Source organism: Chitinophaga sp. (assembly GCF_036566945.1).
Taxonomy (GTDB): Bacteria; Bacteroidota; Bacteroidia; order Chitinophagales; family Chitinophagaceae; genus Chitinophaga.
Map to the genome: position 1 here is coordinate 1 of NZ_DATCVJ010000378.1, position 15,015 is coordinate 15,015.

10 protein-coding genes, 1 tRNA gene and 1 pseudogene are annotated in these 15,015 nt (G+C 45.5%); 7 read left to right on the forward strand and 5 right to left on the reverse strand.

From position 1 onward, the window contains the following. From VIP81_RS11105 to VIP81_RS11115, 3 genes and pseudogenes are all read left to right on the forward strand, one after another. Nucleotides 1-661: pseudogene (locus VIP81_RS11105) on the forward strand (SusC/RagA family TonB-linked outer membrane protein); the annotation flags it as partial. A gap of 20 nt (nucleotides 662-681) precedes the next feature. After that, nucleotides 682-2,319 (forward strand): RagB/SusD family nutrient uptake outer membrane protein, encoded by a 1,638-nt coding sequence (locus tag VIP81_RS11110; RefSeq protein ID WP_331959929.1) that lies wholly within the window; start codon nucleotides 682-684, stop codon nucleotides 2,317-2,319. A 50-nt stretch (nucleotides 2,320-2,369) separates the two neighbouring features. Continuing rightward, complete coding sequence (locus VIP81_RS11115; RefSeq protein WP_331959932.1) at nucleotides 2,370-4,370, forward strand: hypothetical protein; 2,001 nt, start codon at nucleotides 2,370-2,372, stop codon at nucleotides 4,368-4,370. 208 nt (nucleotides 4,371-4,578) lie between these two features. Here VIP81_RS11115 and VIP81_RS11120 read toward each other — a convergent pair whose 3' ends face one another. The 3 genes from VIP81_RS11120 to VIP81_RS11130 all read right to left on the reverse strand — a co-directional run bounded on the left by VIP81_RS11120 (nucleotide 4,579) and on the right by VIP81_RS11130 (nucleotide 10,793). Then, nucleotides 4,579-6,270 (reverse strand): SusD/RagB family nutrient-binding outer membrane lipoprotein, encoded by a 1,692-nt coding sequence (locus tag VIP81_RS11120; protein WP_331959935.1) that lies wholly within the window; start codon nucleotides 6,268-6,270, stop codon nucleotides 4,579-4,581. A gap of 31 nt (nucleotides 6,271-6,301) precedes the next feature. Further along, nucleotides 6,302-9,733, reverse strand: a complete 3,432-nt coding sequence (locus tag VIP81_RS11125; protein ID WP_331959938.1) for a SusC/RagA family TonB-linked outer membrane protein — start codon at nucleotides 9,731-9,733, stop codon at nucleotides 6,302-6,304. Nucleotides 9,734-10,007: 274 nt separating this feature from the next. Continuing rightward, nucleotides 10,008-10,793 (reverse strand): alpha/beta hydrolase, encoded by a 786-nt coding sequence (locus VIP81_RS11130; protein ID WP_331959941.1) that lies wholly within the window; start codon nucleotides 10,791-10,793, stop codon nucleotides 10,008-10,010. 168 nt (nucleotides 10,794-10,961) lie between these two features. Between VIP81_RS11130 and VIP81_RS11135 the strand changes: the two genes are divergently transcribed. The 3 genes from VIP81_RS11135 to VIP81_RS11145 all read left to right on the forward strand — a co-directional run bounded on the left by VIP81_RS11135 (nucleotide 10,962) and on the right by VIP81_RS11145 (nucleotide 12,591). Continuing rightward, nucleotides 10,962-11,330 carry a YccF domain-containing protein gene (locus VIP81_RS11135; protein WP_331959944.1) on the forward strand — a complete coding sequence of 123 codons (369 nt, stop codon included), beginning with the start codon at nucleotides 10,962-10,964 and terminating at the stop codon, nucleotides 11,328-11,330. Between the two features lie 64 nt (nucleotides 11,331-11,394). Continuing rightward, a complete protein-coding gene (locus tag VIP81_RS11140) occupies nucleotides 11,395-11,595 on the forward strand; it encodes a hypothetical protein (RefSeq protein ID WP_331959947.1) in 201 nt (66 codons plus the stop codon). 273 nt (nucleotides 11,596-11,868) lie between these two features. Beyond that, nucleotides 11,869-12,591, forward strand: coding sequence for a nuclear transport factor 2 family protein (locus VIP81_RS11145; RefSeq protein WP_331959950.1), 723 nt, complete (start codon nucleotides 11,869-11,871; stop codon nucleotides 12,589-12,591). A 37-nt stretch (nucleotides 12,592-12,628) separates the two neighbouring features. Here the strand turns inward: VIP81_RS11145 and VIP81_RS11150 are convergent, their stop codons facing one another. After that, complete coding sequence (locus VIP81_RS11150; protein ID WP_331959953.1) at nucleotides 12,629-13,207, reverse strand: YdeI/OmpD-associated family protein; 579 nt, start codon at nucleotides 13,205-13,207, stop codon at nucleotides 12,629-12,631. 114 nt (nucleotides 13,208-13,321) lie between these two features. Between VIP81_RS11150 and VIP81_RS11155 the strand changes: the two genes are divergently transcribed. Beyond that, nucleotides 13,322-13,394, forward strand: a tRNA-Lys gene (locus VIP81_RS11155). A gap of 56 nt (nucleotides 13,395-13,450) precedes the next feature. Here VIP81_RS11155 and VIP81_RS11160 read toward each other — a convergent pair. After that, complete coding sequence (locus tag VIP81_RS11160; RefSeq protein ID WP_331959956.1) at nucleotides 13,451-14,461, reverse strand: PDDEXK nuclease domain-containing protein; 1,011 nt, start codon at nucleotides 14,459-14,461, stop codon at nucleotides 13,451-13,453. Between the last annotated feature and the right edge of the window lie 554 nt (nucleotides 14,462-15,015).

Here is a 15,015-nt window from a genome sequence, read left to right on the forward strand (position 1 = left end):
ATGGCAAAGGGTCACCGGCCATCCGATGAATTCCTGGTTGATCTATAAAACAGAAGGCATCTACCATACGCAGGCTGAAATTGATGCATCTATACATCCGGCAGGTACACAACCGGGTGATATCCGCTATATAGATGTAAACGACGACAAAAAAATTACCTCCGATGACCAGGTAAGGGTATTTGAAAGTACCAACCCTACCAGCATTTACGGTATTACGATGGGTGCTAACTACAAAGGCATTGGTTTAAATATTTTGTGGCAGGGACAGGGTGGCGCTAAAATGCTGATCCTGCCTTCTCAGAACGGGGGATCGTTAACACCACCGTTATGGATGTACGAAGATCGCTGGACCGCCGCCAATCCTAATGGTAGCATGCCCGCCTCTTTTGATCGCGACAATGATATCACTAACCGGCAGTCTGATTTCTGGTTGAGGAATGCTTCTTTCCTGCGTCTTAAAACAGTGGAATTATCCTATACTTTCCCGGCTACTTTTCTATCCCGTTTAAAATTGCAATACCTGAGAGTATATGCCAATGGGTTTAATCTCGCGGTGTTCAGTCATGTCAAGAAATATGATCCTGAACTGAATAACGTAACGGGTAACTATTATCCTCAAACGAGGATCTTTAACATGGGTGTGAATATTTCTTTGTAATCATTATTTAATCAGCAATCATGAAGAATACGATATATAAACTTTTTGTGGGCGGCTTTTGTGTATGTATGGGACTATCTGCCTGTAATAAGGACATACTGGATAAACAGCCTCCCATGAGTTATTCAGATGAGGTGATGTGGTCCGACCTACGTTTGGTGGAAGCCTATGTGAATTCGAGGTACTGGATTTTACCACATTTTATTGATAACTCTTCCAAAGCCAGTACTACCGGTCTTTCCGGCGCTTCCGATGAAGGGTATGACCACTGGAATTATGAAGGAGAGTTCCGCTTTAACCTGGGCCAGATTACACCAGATTATGTTGGCCTGGATAACTGGACAGATGATTATGTATACATCCGCAGTTGTAATATATTTTTTGAAAGAATAGCAGGTGTTAAGGGAGATGAAAGCCTGAGAAATCGTTTAACGGGTGAAATGAAGTTTATCCGGGCCTGGTGTTACTTTGATCTGTTAACCCGCTATGGTGGCGTACCATTGATTACCAAATCCTATACCATTGCCGACAAGAGTTTTACCGTAAAAAGAAATACTTACGACGAGGTAATGGCTTTTGTGATCAAAGAACTGGATGATGCTTTTCCCTTATTGCCATTGACCTATAACTCCACCAACACAGGTCGTGTAACCCAGGGAGCCGTGCTGGCCTTCAAATCCAGGGCGTTGCTGTATGCCGCGAGTAAGCTGAATAATCCCACCAACGATAAAGCCAAATGGAAACTGGCCGGAGATGCCGCCAAGGCAGTGATTGACCTGGCAGGCACCGGGCAGTATCAGCTGGATCAGCGGGCAGATTACAAACAGATTTTCCTGGATAAGAAAACACCGGAAGCGATTTTATCTTTCGGTATGAATGCGACCTATGGGGATAACTCCATAGATGTTTATATTTATCCCAACGGATCTCACGGTTATTCCGCCTATGTGCCTTCCCAGAATATGGTGGACGCTTTCGAAATGAAGAGTGGTAAAATGATTACCGATGCGACGTCGGGATATGATGCCACGCATCCGTATGACAATCGTGATCCACGTTTTTATGCCAACATTTTATTTAATGGTGCTCCTTTCAAAGGCCGTACGGTAGAATACTTTACCGGCGGCATGGATAGTCCTCAAAGCAACGTAGACAGTTGGAATGCCAGTTTTACCGGTTATAACTGGCGTAAATATGCCGATGAAGCCAATGCCAACATCTTTGGAGGCAGTGGGCAGAACTGGATCATTTTCCGACTCGGAGAAATTTATCTCAACTACGCCGAAGCGGCTTTTGAGCAGGGCGATGAAGTCACCGCCCGTAAGTACGTGAACCTGTTACGTTCCCGTGCCAGTGTACAATTACCGGAGGTTACCGCCACCGGTGAGGCGCTGAGAGACCGGATCTATCATGAAAGAGCCATTGAGCTGTGTTTTGAAGGCCATCGCTTTTTTGATGTGCGCCGCTGGAAAATAGCAGAGGTAACAGATAATTTACCATTGAAGAGAGTAAGTATTGAAAAGAAGGCCGATGGTACATTTATTTATACTTACAAAACATTACAGGACCGGAAATTTAACGTGAATAACTACCTGTTCCCTATACCTAAAGAGGAGATGAACAAAAATAGCGAGTTGGTGCAAAATCCCGGCTATTAATAATTACTTTTATCCATTGTTGCCCCCGTTTTTTAAAACCAAATTGATACATGAAGACCATCAGATTTTTGCTGGCCGTTGCAGGCTGGTTATGTATTACCGGACATGTGGGCGCACAATTGCCGCGCTGGGCGTTCGCATCGGATGGCGGCATCCGCTGGACCGTACAAGCCTCGCCGGCGCATACGGATCATATTGAAATGAGTGGTAAACAGCTTTCCGCTATTATCACCTATGGCACCAATGATCAGCAGGAGCTGTTGTTAAAAAAGCAGTTGGTATTTCCTATGCTGCGCACCATTCCCAATAATACACATGCCAGTCTGAAAACGAATTTTGATGGTACGGAACTGCCGGTTATTACGGCCGATGGTGTGCCGTTGAAAGTACTGCCAACAGATTTTTATCTGAAGGGATTATTGCGGGTACATTCCCGCAGTAATACCGGTCTAACGGTGACGGATATATTATATCCTTCGGTAGACAAAGCCGGTTTTATCCAGTTACGCGAACTGGTGAATAATGGTCCCCGTGTTTGTCATGTACAAATCGATAGTTTGGTGCGTGAGCAGCATACCGATGCGGACAAAGGCGTGTATGGCGTATATGTGCTGCGTTCGGAAGTGACCGGCTATGGTAGTTTTGAGCTGGCGCCCGGAGAGAAGCATTCGTTGGCCATTATTTATTCTGCACGCAAAATCAGTACGCCCGCCTATTATTTTTCGCCGGGGTATGAGTTGTTGCGCAGAACGGCTTTTGTGCAGGAGCTGATGCAGAACCTGGTATTGGAAACGCCTAATGACACCATTAACCGGGGCTTTGCTTTTGCCAAGATCCGGGCTACCGAAAGTATTTATGATACCAAAGCCGGTTTGATGCACGGGCCTGGTGGTGGCGCTTATTATGCTGCCATCTGGGCAAATGATCAGGCGGAATATGCCAACCCGTTTTTTCCATTTCTGGGTAATGCTAATGGCAATGAATCGGCGGCGAACAGTTTCCGTTTATTTGCCGGCTACATGAATAAGGATTACAAGCCTATTCCCAGTTCTGTAATTGCTGAGGGAGATGGATACTGGAACGGTGCGGGCGACCGCGGCGATCAGGCCATGATTGCCTATGGCGCGGCACGTTTTGCGCTGGCCTCGGGCGATACTGCGATAGCAAAACAGTTATACCCATTGATCAACTGGTGTTTGCAGTACCTGGAGCTGCACAAAAGACCGGATGGCATCATCACCTCTGATGCAGATGAACTGGAGGGGCGGTTTCCGGCGGGGAAAGCGAATTTATCTACCAACGCACTGGCCTACGGCGCGTATCAGAGTGCGGCCCATCTGGCAACAGTGCTGGGCGACCGGGATACGGCGGCCTTGTATCAGCAACGTGCCAAACAACTGGGCGCTGACATAGAACATTTCTTCGGTCATACGGTACAGGGTTTTGATACTTATCGTTACTACGAAGAGAATACCGTGCTGCGCTCCTGGATTTGTTTGCCGCTGGTAATGGGGATGAATGAACGCCGCGATGCGACGATGAAAGCATTGTTATCTCCTTATTTGTGGACCAACAATGGCATCCTCACGGCGGCGGGTGATCATACTTTCTGGGATCGGTCAACATTATATGCTTTCCGTGGTCTTTTCTTTGGGGGTGCTACGGATACCACTTTGAAATATCTCGCTTACTATACGCGGCAGCGTTTATTGGGAGCGCATGTGCCGTACCCGGTGGAGGCGTGGCCGGAGGGAGATCAGCGGCATCTTTCTGCGGAGAGTGCGTTGTATTGCCGCGTGATTACAGAAGGACTTTTTGGTATGGTGCCTACCGGATTGCGGCAGTTTGACATGTGTCCGCGTTTACCTGCCACCTGGAATAATATGGCGTTGCGGCATATCCGGGCATTTGGCGCCGATATGGATATTGAGGTGAAGCGTGTGGGCAAACAGTTGAAGGTAACGGTTACGGATAAAGGAAAAGTGGTGTTGGCGAAAGATTGGAATGGTAAAGATGTGGTGCAGGTGGTTTTGGGGAAGCAGAAAGCGTAAAGCATAAAGCAAAAAGCTATTGAAGTAGCAGAAGGCGTAAAGCATAAAGCAAAAAGCTATTGAAGTAAGCAGAAGGCGTAAAGCAAAAAGCAAAAAGCAAAAAGCTATTGAAGTAAGCAGAAGGCGTAAAGCATAAAGCAAAAAGCTATTGAAGCGGTTGATCATTCGCTTCAATAGCTTTTTGCTTTATGCTTTACGCCTTCTGCTTTTACAGTCCTTTGCCGAAATCCGGCGCCGTTTTATCGTACCAGATTCTTTGTGTGCTAAGCGTGGGCAAGTCCTGCGCGTTAGGTGTAAAGCCTTGCTGCTGCATGGCGGCGCTCCAGTTAGCGCGGTTTACTTCTCCGGGGTCTAATAACCAGAACCGGCGGGGGATCAGTTCATTAAAGTTTTCCCTGGCGTAATACGCAGAAGTATTTTTAGGGTAGCCTGTGCGTCTGCAAAAAACAAATGCTTCATTGGGCTGCCGGTACATGCTCAGGTATTCCTGTATGTAGATGCGCTCCAGATCATTGCTGCCATTGAATTTTACGTTGGTATTATTCAGGTAGGCGTTAATTTCCGGGATGCCGGTGCCGGTGTAAGCCGTGCCCGATGCTGCTGCAATGGCAATGGCGTTATTGGTTTGAATAGAAGTGGTAATCCCTTTCTTGTACCAGTCTTCCGCGGTGCCTTTTGTATCAATGCCACCTGCATATCCTTTCTGTATAAACTCGGCCAGATAAAAGCAGGTTTCTGCGTAGGTCACAGAAACATCCAGGAAATTATCTGTGGCATTATTGAGTTTAGGAGAAAAGAATTTCCGGTTGATGGCGGATATCAGGTTGTATTTGGTATACGGACCAATATTAAAGGAGTTGCCTATGTAAGCAGCAACCGTAGGATTGGTGGTCCAATCGGCGGGGCCTCCCTGGAACCGGATCAACGGATCATTGGGATCAATGAAGGCAGGAAGGGTTACATGGTAAAAAGCGAGACTATCCTTAAAGGTACCCACGAGGTCATTTGTTTCAAAATATACCGGTAGTCGTGGATCGTTACTTTTTTTCAGGAACGTCATGATAGAGGTACTGGCATACCGGCGGCTGCGATAGTCTACGTCGGAGCTGGAACCAAATGGTGAATAGGTGGTGTTAAGATATTTCACTTGTGAATCGTCGCTGTTAATAGGTCCGGTGGGGTCTTTCAGCACTTCCTGGAAAACGGTCTTGCATTTTGCAAGATCTGCATTTTCCAATCGGGCGGCGATCCGGAGTTTTAAGGTATTGGCCAGTTTGATCCATTTTACCCAGTCGCTTTGATAAAAGATATCGGAAGTTCCGTAGTCGATCTGAGTAGGGAGGGTGTTATCTGACAATACTTTAATGGCATCATTCAGTTGCGCAAGCCAGTTGTCGATGAGGGCCGGTTGTTCATCAAATACAGGGCTATACATGGTTTCATAGCGTCCCTGGATAGCCTGTGAATAAGGAATCGAGCCATTCATGTCTGTCACCTTAATGCCATGGAGCACCTGCATCACATAGGTCACAGCTTTAATTCGCTGGTACTGATCTTTATTGGTCATCAGGTCTGCCTGTTTCCTTATTTCAAAGAGATTGGGCAGAATTTGCAGGTAGTAATTATTATAGCGGGTGTTTACGTTACTGGTGATTTCGTAGGGGCTGGTGGTCACGGACTGCGTGAAGCGCATCAGTTGTTCCATGCTTTCGTACACCCATTCTGTACCCTGATAGGTAATCATTTTATCCTGCGAATAGCTCAGGAGGTATTTAACATCTGGTTTGGCTACGAGGCTGGGATCGGTGTTAATGTCTCCAAAGTTTTTTGAGCAGGAGCTGGTGCCGAGCAATGCCAGTAGCAAACAGTATTTTGTATATCGGGTGATGATATTTTTCATGATCGTTATTTTTAGTAAGTACAATTTTTACCTAGAATCCTACGCGAATCGTGCCTGCGATGGAGCGTACCATGGGCAGAAATCCTTCTTCTCCGGAGAAAGCGGTATTGTTGGAGTTGTTGGATGCAGGGTTGTAATTATAAGGCAGTGAATTGTACAGGTATAATAAATCGCGTCCGATGATGGCAACACTGAGATTATTCAGCATCATTTTTTTACAGAGTTTTGGAGAGAACTGGTAGGCGAGTGATACCTGACGCAGCGAAATCCATGAATTCTTTTTGATCCAGAAATCGGATACGCCGGTAGAGGAGGAGCCATAGCGATAATAGAACTGTGGCGCATGGCTGGGTTCTACATATCCTTTATCGTAGGCTTGCTGATAGGTCATACCACCTACATCTACCTGTGTGCCGTTGGGCTGCGTAATTTTCTGGCCTTTGGCAAATACGCCATCGGGTATCAGTCCGTCGTCGTATGTTTCCTGATCGTATCCGCTTTTCCAGGTAATGCCACCGTGGTCAGCGTCTCTGCCCGCGAGGGTGTTAGGGAATACGCCGGTGTGCGTACCATAGCGGTAGGTGAGGAGTACAAAGTCTCCCCCGAATTTGCCATCCAGTAACACATTCAGCGTAATGTTTTTAAAGCGGAAAGTGTTGCCCCATCCAGCGCGGAATTTGGCGTTGATATCACCTACATCCTGTAAGGTATTGCTACGAACTGGGAAACCGGTGCGGCCATCTGAGCGCCAGGCCAGTTCTGGTTTACCGTTGTTGGGATCTGCAATGGGGTTGCCATTGGCATCCGTTGCCTGGTAGGCTTTTGAGTGAATGAGTGTACGCAGGGTACCGTAAGATTTGCCTACTACTGCCCAGGTGCTGATTTCTCCGATGTTAGCTTTCAGATCAAATTCTGATCTGCCAGGGGCCAGGTCTACGATCAGGTTTTTGTTATGGGAGTAGTTGATATTGGTGTTCCATTCGAAGTTATCTGTTTTAACGGGTGTTGCATCGACCATTACTTCGATACCGCGGTTTTGGATGTTACCGGCGTTGATGATCACACCTTCCAGTCCGGATTCAGGCGGGGTGCCTATGTTCAGGATCTGTCTTTTGGTGTTGTCCTGGTACACAGATACATCAAAGCCTATCCGGCTTTTGAGAAAGCGCATTTCCACACCCAGTTCTTTCGCGATTTTTCTTTCTGATTTCAGGTTGGGCTGAATGGCGATAATGTTGCCGGTCAGCGGATCGGGGTAGCGGCTATAGGTGGAAATAGGTAGGTCTAGTCCATTGGATTGTGTGTAGCCATTGAATGCAAATCCGGGGTTGATGGTGAAAGGATCGGTATCGTTACCCAACCAGGCGATATTTCCTCTCAACTTACCAAAGCTAATCCAGGCAGGCATTTTAAAGGTTTCTGAAAACAACCAGGATACACTTACAGAGGGGTAGGTGTAGAAGAAGTTACCGGTACCATTGGTATAAGTAAGTGCAGAGGACCAGTCGCCGCGAAAGGTACCCTGTACGAACAATTGATTTTTCCAGGCCAGATCGGCGCTGGCATAAATAGAGTTCATGGCCTTTTTGCTTCTGAGACCACCGGTGGCGATGGGTTTATTTTTGGAATTGGCGAGGAAGTAATTGCCTGGATAACTCAATCCGCCGTCGGTTACATCATAGTTGTAAGTCGTTTGGAGGCGTTGGGTTTCTCCACCAATATATCCGCTCAGGTCCAGGTCTTTCGTCAGCGTTCTGTTCACCATGGCCATCCATTTGAGGAAGTAGCTTTCTTTGCTGCTATGTCCGAGTCCATACAGGCCACCGCCGAAATTAGGATCTTGTCCCAGTTCTTTATTTTCATTCCGGGTATAGAGGTTATTGACATTACCTTCCAGCACCACTCTTAACCATGGGTTGATGGTAGCAGTAAGGGCAATGCGACCGCGGATGGTTTGTTCATTCTGCAGATATTCGTTTTCGAAGAGGCTGAACCAGAAGCGGGATTCCGGTACTTTATTGGGTTCGTCGGCGCTTTGCGGGTTGGGTGTTCCGCCGAGGATGCTGGTATATTTATCTTTCTGCATCCAGTACCTGGTATCATAGTTACGGGGGAGCAGCCAGGTAAATAGTTTACCAAAATTATAGGAGGCAAAGGCGTCGAGTCCACCGAGCCGGGGTGGATTTCTGCCGGAGAAATCGGTGTAGTTGGCGCTGACGTCGGCGCTAAGCCATTTGTTGACTACATGCGTCACGTGTGCGTCTATACTGTTTTTGAGCATGCTGTTTCCGTATACCACGCCTTCACTTTGATCGCGGGTATAGGATACCCGGAAAGTGGAGCGTTCGTTGCCACCATCTAAAGAAACGTTGGTGGCAGAGCCATGACCGTTTTGAAATGCCTGCAGGAAGTTATCGGGCTGCGCTACATATTTGGTGGGAGTGCCGTCATAATTGGTGACATCCTGGCCAGTGAAGCGTGGGCCCCAGTTTTCGAGTTCCCTGTTTATTTGCTGATCGATATAGGGTTTGCCGGTATTGGGATCTATCGGAAATACTTTTGTTCTCCAGTTTTCGGTGGGTTTATAGTTCTGGTCGCGTCTATCGGTATAAAAGGCGCCTACTGTTCCTCCACCGTATTCGTTTTGAAAATCGGGGCCGGAGTAGGGTTTAAATACATTAAACGTTTGACTAACGTTCACGCCTAAACCTTTTCTTTCGCGTCCTTTTTTGGTAGTGATGAGGATAACGCCATTGATGGAGCGGGAACCGTAGAGCGCTGCGGCAGAGGAGCCTTTGAGTACGGTGACGGATTCAAAGTCTTCCATGTTCAGGTTTTTCAGGTCGTTACCAAAATCGCGTCCTGTACCATTGAACGTATTGTTTTCCACGATCACCCCATCTATGACAAAAATGGGTTGGTTATTACTTCTGAGGGTGGAGTTACCGCGTATCACTATTTTGCTGTTGCCAAAAAGCCCGCCGGCTCCCTGGTCTATCTGAACGCCGGCTACTTTTCCCTGGAGGGCATTTACCGGGTTCACCTCATTGGTGACGGCGAGGTCGGCGCCTTTAATTTCGGTAGTGGCGTACCCGAGACTCTTTTTTGCTTTGGTGATACCCAGCGCTGTTACCACTACTTCGCCGAGTTGTTTGTTGTCTTCTACCAACGTGACGTTGAGTAGTGTTTGATTGTTGACCGATACTTCCTGTCTGCTGAAACCGATAGCGTTAAATACGAGGGTGCCGGTACCCGGCACGCTGATCGTATAACTACCCAGGGCATCGGTGATGGCGCCTGTTTTGGTGCCTTTCAGCAATACGGATACACCGGGAACCGGCTCTTTGTTGGTGGAGGTGACTTTACCGGTTACTTTGATGTTTTGCGCCAGTGCGGCAGTACAGCAGAGAAGCAGGTACAAAGAGATAGCCCTGCGTTTGCAGGAATGTAGACATTTCCACATACATATTTTTTTAGAAGGTTGATAAATAACTTCGGCTATAATTGGAATTGCGTGCGATTGGATGATTGACTCATGGTGGTTGATTTATCCCGACGATTGATAATTACAGGTACACGATTTCATTTATCCGGAAAGGGAATGCACTGAGATTGTCTAGATTAAAGAACACATTTACTATTCAAATGTTCGGAGGGGAGGTAGTTTTAACAGGAATTCCCGCTTCTGCCTACCAGGGTGGTAGCAGAAGTCGGGAATACTTAATGATTTTGTCTCGTTAGTTTTGCTCGATCCAGTCTGCAATATAGGTGGCTACTTCTGGCCAGTTGGGGAGTCCGACTACAAAGTGATTTCGGCCAGGGAATAATTTCCAGGCGGTAATGGAGCCATTGTTTTGTGCATATTTGCCAAAGTTGGCTCTGTTGACCGATTGGGGCATGATGTTGTCGTTATCGCCTGCTACGAAAAGGAGGGGCGCATGTGGTTTTTTGAAGTCGATTTTAGCGGCGCTGCTTAACCCATCTCTCGAAAGTTGTTTTGACTCCGGGATGCAATTGGCTTCGTAGGCTGCTTTTTGTTCTTCCAGCGGCATGCCATTGGTAAATGCATACTGCCATTGTTCGAGTGACATCAGGAATGATTTTTTGACATCGGTAAAAAATCCCAGTGGCCCCCAGGTGGCTTTGAAAAAGGAGAAGCTGAGGGGGATAATTCCCTGTGGCGGTACCGAGTGAATGACAGCGCCGGCAGCGGCGAGGTCGCGGTTTACCAGGAGTTGTGTGAGCAGGCCGCCAAAAGAGTGGCCTATGAGAATAGGCTTTTCCGGGAGTTTTTTGATGAAATCGGCGTAATGATCCATGACTTGTACCAGGCGTAGCGAAGCGATGTCCGGATCGGGATGTCTGCTTCTCAGTACGGCGGGAGGGGCTTCTTTAAAGGGCCATGCGGGGGCGTGTGTGGTATAGCCTCTTTGCTCGAAGAAGGTTTTCCAGGTATCCCAGCCGCTGTTGTGAACGAAGCAGCCGGTAATAAACACGATTGTTTTTGATTGAATGGTTTGCATGTGTGTCTTTTGTTTTTTATAGATAAGAGATTTTTTCCTTTTTTGTTCACACAAAATCCAACCATGTCGTTGAGGTTATGACGCCCTTTCTGTCATGAAAACACTTATTTTTTGGGATAAGTTATCAAGTATTTTCTAAATATCCATCTTCCTTTTTACATTTGGGGTATGAATTTAATTGGCAACATCCTATGGCTGATCTTTGGAGGCTTTGTTACATTCCTGCAATATATGGTCAGTGGTCTGGTACTTTGTTTGACTATCATCGGCATTCCCTTTGGGCTCCAATGTTTTAAGATCGGTTTTTTTACCCTGATGCCTTTTGGCCGGCATGTACGGGACGTACCCGGACAAACCGGGTGTTTGTCGACCATTTTTAACATTATCTGGATATTTATTGGTGGAATCTGGATTGCCCTGGCGCACCTGGGATTTGGGTTGTTGCTGGCTATCACTATCATCGGCATTCCCTTTGCCCGTCAGCATTTTAAGCTGATGAGCCTTTGCTTTACACCATTCGGCAAGGAAATCTATTAACGGTTGTGTATGCCGCTGTTGGCATGACTATTGGTTTTCTCTTTTCAGACTAAAAACCTGAAATATGAAAAAGATATTGTTTGCAGCAGCAGCTGTTGGTACAGCAGCATCCCTGGTTATAATGTATCTCAAGAAACGTCATCAGGGAGAAAATCTATTGGAAGATGCCAAAGATGCCATGAAGGAATCGGCAGGTACCATGCGTAAGTATATACGCAAAACCAAAAATGAAGCTGATGGCATTTACAGTAATGCCATGGGCTAGTTCCAGCATGTATAAAGCAATCAAAGCGCATCCGCATATCGGATGCGCTTTTTTTATCCTGATAAAACAAATCTGCTGTTATTCCTGATAAAAAAGTAAGTTTACATCATCATCATCATCATCATCTGCACATATCAAATCAGGATTGTCAAAAATCCGCTTTCCCCAGAAAGGAACAGGGTTTCCTTTCACTAATTTCCCCGGATAATATCATTCATTTTTTTAGTGCAACAGCGCTACAGGCAATCTTTTGCGTCTTAAATAACTTTTGACATGACAGCAGTAAATAATAAAGCCATTGTATTGGCAGCATTCAAACATCTTATTGGAGAGCGGAACCCGGCGTTGATTGACACCTATTTGCACGACGCCTATATTCAGCATAGTCCCATGGTAAAAGACGGGAAGGCCGGTTTACTGGCGGCCTTGCATCATTTGCAACAAATGCCGCCTGCACCGGTCGACAGTCCATCACCGGTAATACGTACCATTGCTGATGGTGATTACGTGATGATGCATATGAACGTTGCCTTTATGGGCAAAAAAATGGCCATTGTGGATCTTTATCGCCTCGAAGAGGGGAAGCTGGCTGAACACTGGGATGCCACCCAGGAACAACCCGTATATGCTCCCGGCGATATGACGATGACTGGTGGGACCACTGTCATCAGTGATCTGGAAAAGACAGAGGAGAATAAAATGCTGGTAGCGAATTTTTTCCGCCACCCCATTGCCGCTTTTCTGGCGCCGGACTATCTTACGCATGATCCTTTACAATTCCGGCTGGACAAACAGTTCGCGGAACAGGGACCGATGAGCATTCACCGGATAATAGGAGAGGGTGATTTTGTGTTGGTGCAATCGTCCGGAACCTGGGGCGGAATTTCCACTGTATTTTATGACATCTGCCGAATGAAAAATAATCTGCTGGCAGAACATTGGCGGGTAATGCAAGCCATTCCTGCCGCACTCCCTCATCTCAATGGGATGATATAATTATAATCGACCAGGCCGTTTTATTTTAACGGCCTGGTTAATGAAACTTTTCGTGTTTCGCCAGCATCTCAACGAAAGTGGCGATGCGTTTGGCCCTGGTTTCTGGTTTTTTCGCATTCTGCAACCGGAAATAGATAGCGAATAAATTTTGTTTATTCAGGGTTTCAAAAAATGCTTTTGCTTTTTTGTTTTTGTTCAGGGCAGCCATAAAGTCTTCCGGGATAGTGGCTTTGCTGCCTGCTACATACGCGTTTCCCCATCGTCCATCTGCTTTAGCCGCTTCCACTTGTGCGATGCCTGCCGGCTTCATTTTTCCGGCGGCAGTCAACCGTTCTATATGTTTGGTATTTATTACTGACCAGATACTTTTTGCACGGCGTGGTGTAAATTTCTGGATGAAGGATACTTCGTCCTTTGATTTTTTTATGCCATCTATCCATCCATAACAGAGTGCTTCTTCCAATGCCTGGGCATAATTAATGGAAGGGATGTTGCTACCTTTTTTATAGATGAGCAGCCATACGCCGTCTGTTTGCGTATGATGGTGTTTCAGCCATTCTTCCCACTGCTCCTGGGTTTCAAAGGCAAGTTCCGGCAGTTCTTTTGGTGTTTTCATGGTAGTGAAGATACAATATTGATTAGCGTGTATGCATGTGAGTTATACTTTTATTTAAAAAAAATTTGGAAGTATTGAATAAATTACTACTTTTGCACTCCCATTAAATGAAACGATTCCCTAGCTCAGTTGGTAGAGCAATACACTTTTAATGTATGGGTCTTGGGTTCGAGTCCCAAGGGGATCACAAAAGCGTGATACAATTCGAAAGAATGTATCACGCTTTTTTATTTGAACGCTTTTTTACTCATCTATTAATTCCCTTTCCATTTCTTCAATGGTGGGTAATTGAGTTTTCAAGTTGTCTGGTATAATTTCGGAGAGTTCAAAGGAACTGATACCTATAGGTTTATTCAAATCGCGCAGGGCATATTCCACTTCTATTTTATCTTTCATTCTGCATAATATCATTCCGATTGAAGGGCCATCAGTGGCATGTTTTAACTGGCTATCCACTGCCGATAAGTAAAAGTTTAATTTGCCTGCATATTCTGGTTGAAATTTTCCAGCCTTTAATTCTATAACTACAAAACAACGAAGGTGTAAGTGGTAGAATAATAAATCCAGAAAATAGTCTGACTCACTGATTTCTAATTTATATTGACGACCAACAAAAGCAAACCCCTTCCCAAGTTCTAGCATAAAATGTGTTATTTTCTGTGTAAGGGCCAGCTCAATTTCCCGTTCCTTGGCATTTTCTTCTAATCCGAGGAAATCAAAATGATAGGGATCTTTAATGCTTTCAGCTGCCAGATCAGATTGCGGTTTGGGTAGGGTTGATTCAAAGTTGTGATCCGCTTTTCCTTGTCGTAAATGATAATTACTTTTGATGTTAATTTCAAGTTGCGTCCTTGACCAGCCATTTTTATGCGTCGCCATCGCATACTGGACGGCTATTTTGAGTTCTTTTATTTTTGAAATCAGGAGTCGTTGATAAGACCAGGGTAATTGTGCCACAGGCTGTGGCACAAATTCAAAATCTTGTGAAAAGAAGAGGTACCATTGCCGGATCGTATATAAATTTCTCCGCGAGAAGCCATTTATTTCCGGGAAACTCTTCTTCAGATCAATGGAGAGTTGTTCCAGAAAGTTGTCCCCCCATTTTGATTCGGTTTGTCGTAGAATAATTTCTTTCCCTAGTTCCCAATAAAGCTCGATCAAAGCAATATTGAAATTGGCAACCGCTTTTAGTTGAGCTTGACGTACTTTGTTTTTTATTTCTAATAGCCAATCTTTGTAAGCCTTTTCATTCATAAATTTCTTGTTATTGCCGTTGAATAATGGTCATTATACCTTTATCATTGGGCTGATAAATTAAATGAACAGGCATGGAGAAGTGAATTAATCAACAGAATAAAAGAGGATTAACCACCTGATAACATTTTGGCGTATTAGAATGGTAAGTTTTATATTGGAATAAGAATAGGTGTGCTTCGATATATCGGCGCTGATAATTTAATGACTTAGAGACGCTAATGCTTGCATACAGTGTAGGAGAAAGTTTGATTTCTGTACCAGGGGGATCACCATCAGGAGTAAAACAAAGTACTCTTACGTAATTAAAACCTTGTAGAAGCTGATTCTACAAGGTTTTTTGTTTTTAGTGGTAAAGTGGTGAAGAGATAAGTAAGCGTAGAAAAGGGTGTGGATTCGCGTTTCTGGTTTACTTAGTTTTATTTGGGTTGACTTGTCCCTCTGATCTGAAACCTTCGAAAGGCTTCAGATCAGAGGATTTTGAGTTTCTCCCGATTTCTATGAACGCCCTTTCTTGCCGCAATCCTTGTGATATATTCATTCGTGATACAACC

Excerpts from the sequence above, each read along its gene's own strand:
- VIP81_RS11120 (WP_331959935.1), bottom strand. The coding sequence starts at position 6,270 with ATGAAAAATATCATCACCCGATATACAAAATACTGTTTGCTACTGGCA.
- VIP81_RS11125 (WP_331959938.1), bottom strand. The coding sequence starts at position 9,733 with ATGTGGAAATGTCTACATTCCTGCAAACGCAGGGCTATCTCTTTGTAC.
- VIP81_RS11150 (WP_331959953.1), bottom strand. The coding sequence starts at position 13,207 with ATGAAAACACCAAAAGAACTGCCGGAACTTGCCTTTGAAACCCAGGAG.
- VIP81_RS11110 (WP_331959929.1), top strand. The coding sequence starts at position 682 with ATGAAGAATACGATATATAAACTTTTTGTGGGCGGCTTTTGTGTATGT.
- VIP81_RS11160 (WP_331959956.1), bottom strand. The coding sequence starts at position 14,461 with ATGAATGAAAAGGCTTACAAAGATTGGCTATTAGAAATAAAAAACAAA.
- VIP81_RS11140 (WP_331959947.1), top strand. The coding sequence starts at position 11,395 with ATGAAAAAGATATTGTTTGCAGCAGCAGCTGTTGGTACAGCAGCATCC.
- VIP81_RS11145 (WP_331959950.1), top strand. The coding sequence starts at position 11,869 with ATGACAGCAGTAAATAATAAAGCCATTGTATTGGCAGCATTCAAACAT.
- VIP81_RS11135 (WP_331959944.1), top strand. The coding sequence starts at position 10,962 with ATGAATTTAATTGGCAACATCCTATGGCTGATCTTTGGAGGCTTTGTT.
- VIP81_RS11115 (WP_331959932.1), top strand. The coding sequence starts at position 2,370 with ATGAAGACCATCAGATTTTTGCTGGCCGTTGCAGGCTGGTTATGTATT.
- VIP81_RS11130 (WP_331959941.1), bottom strand. The coding sequence starts at position 10,793 with ATGCAAACCATTCAATCAAAAACAATCGTGTTTATTACCGGCTGCTTC.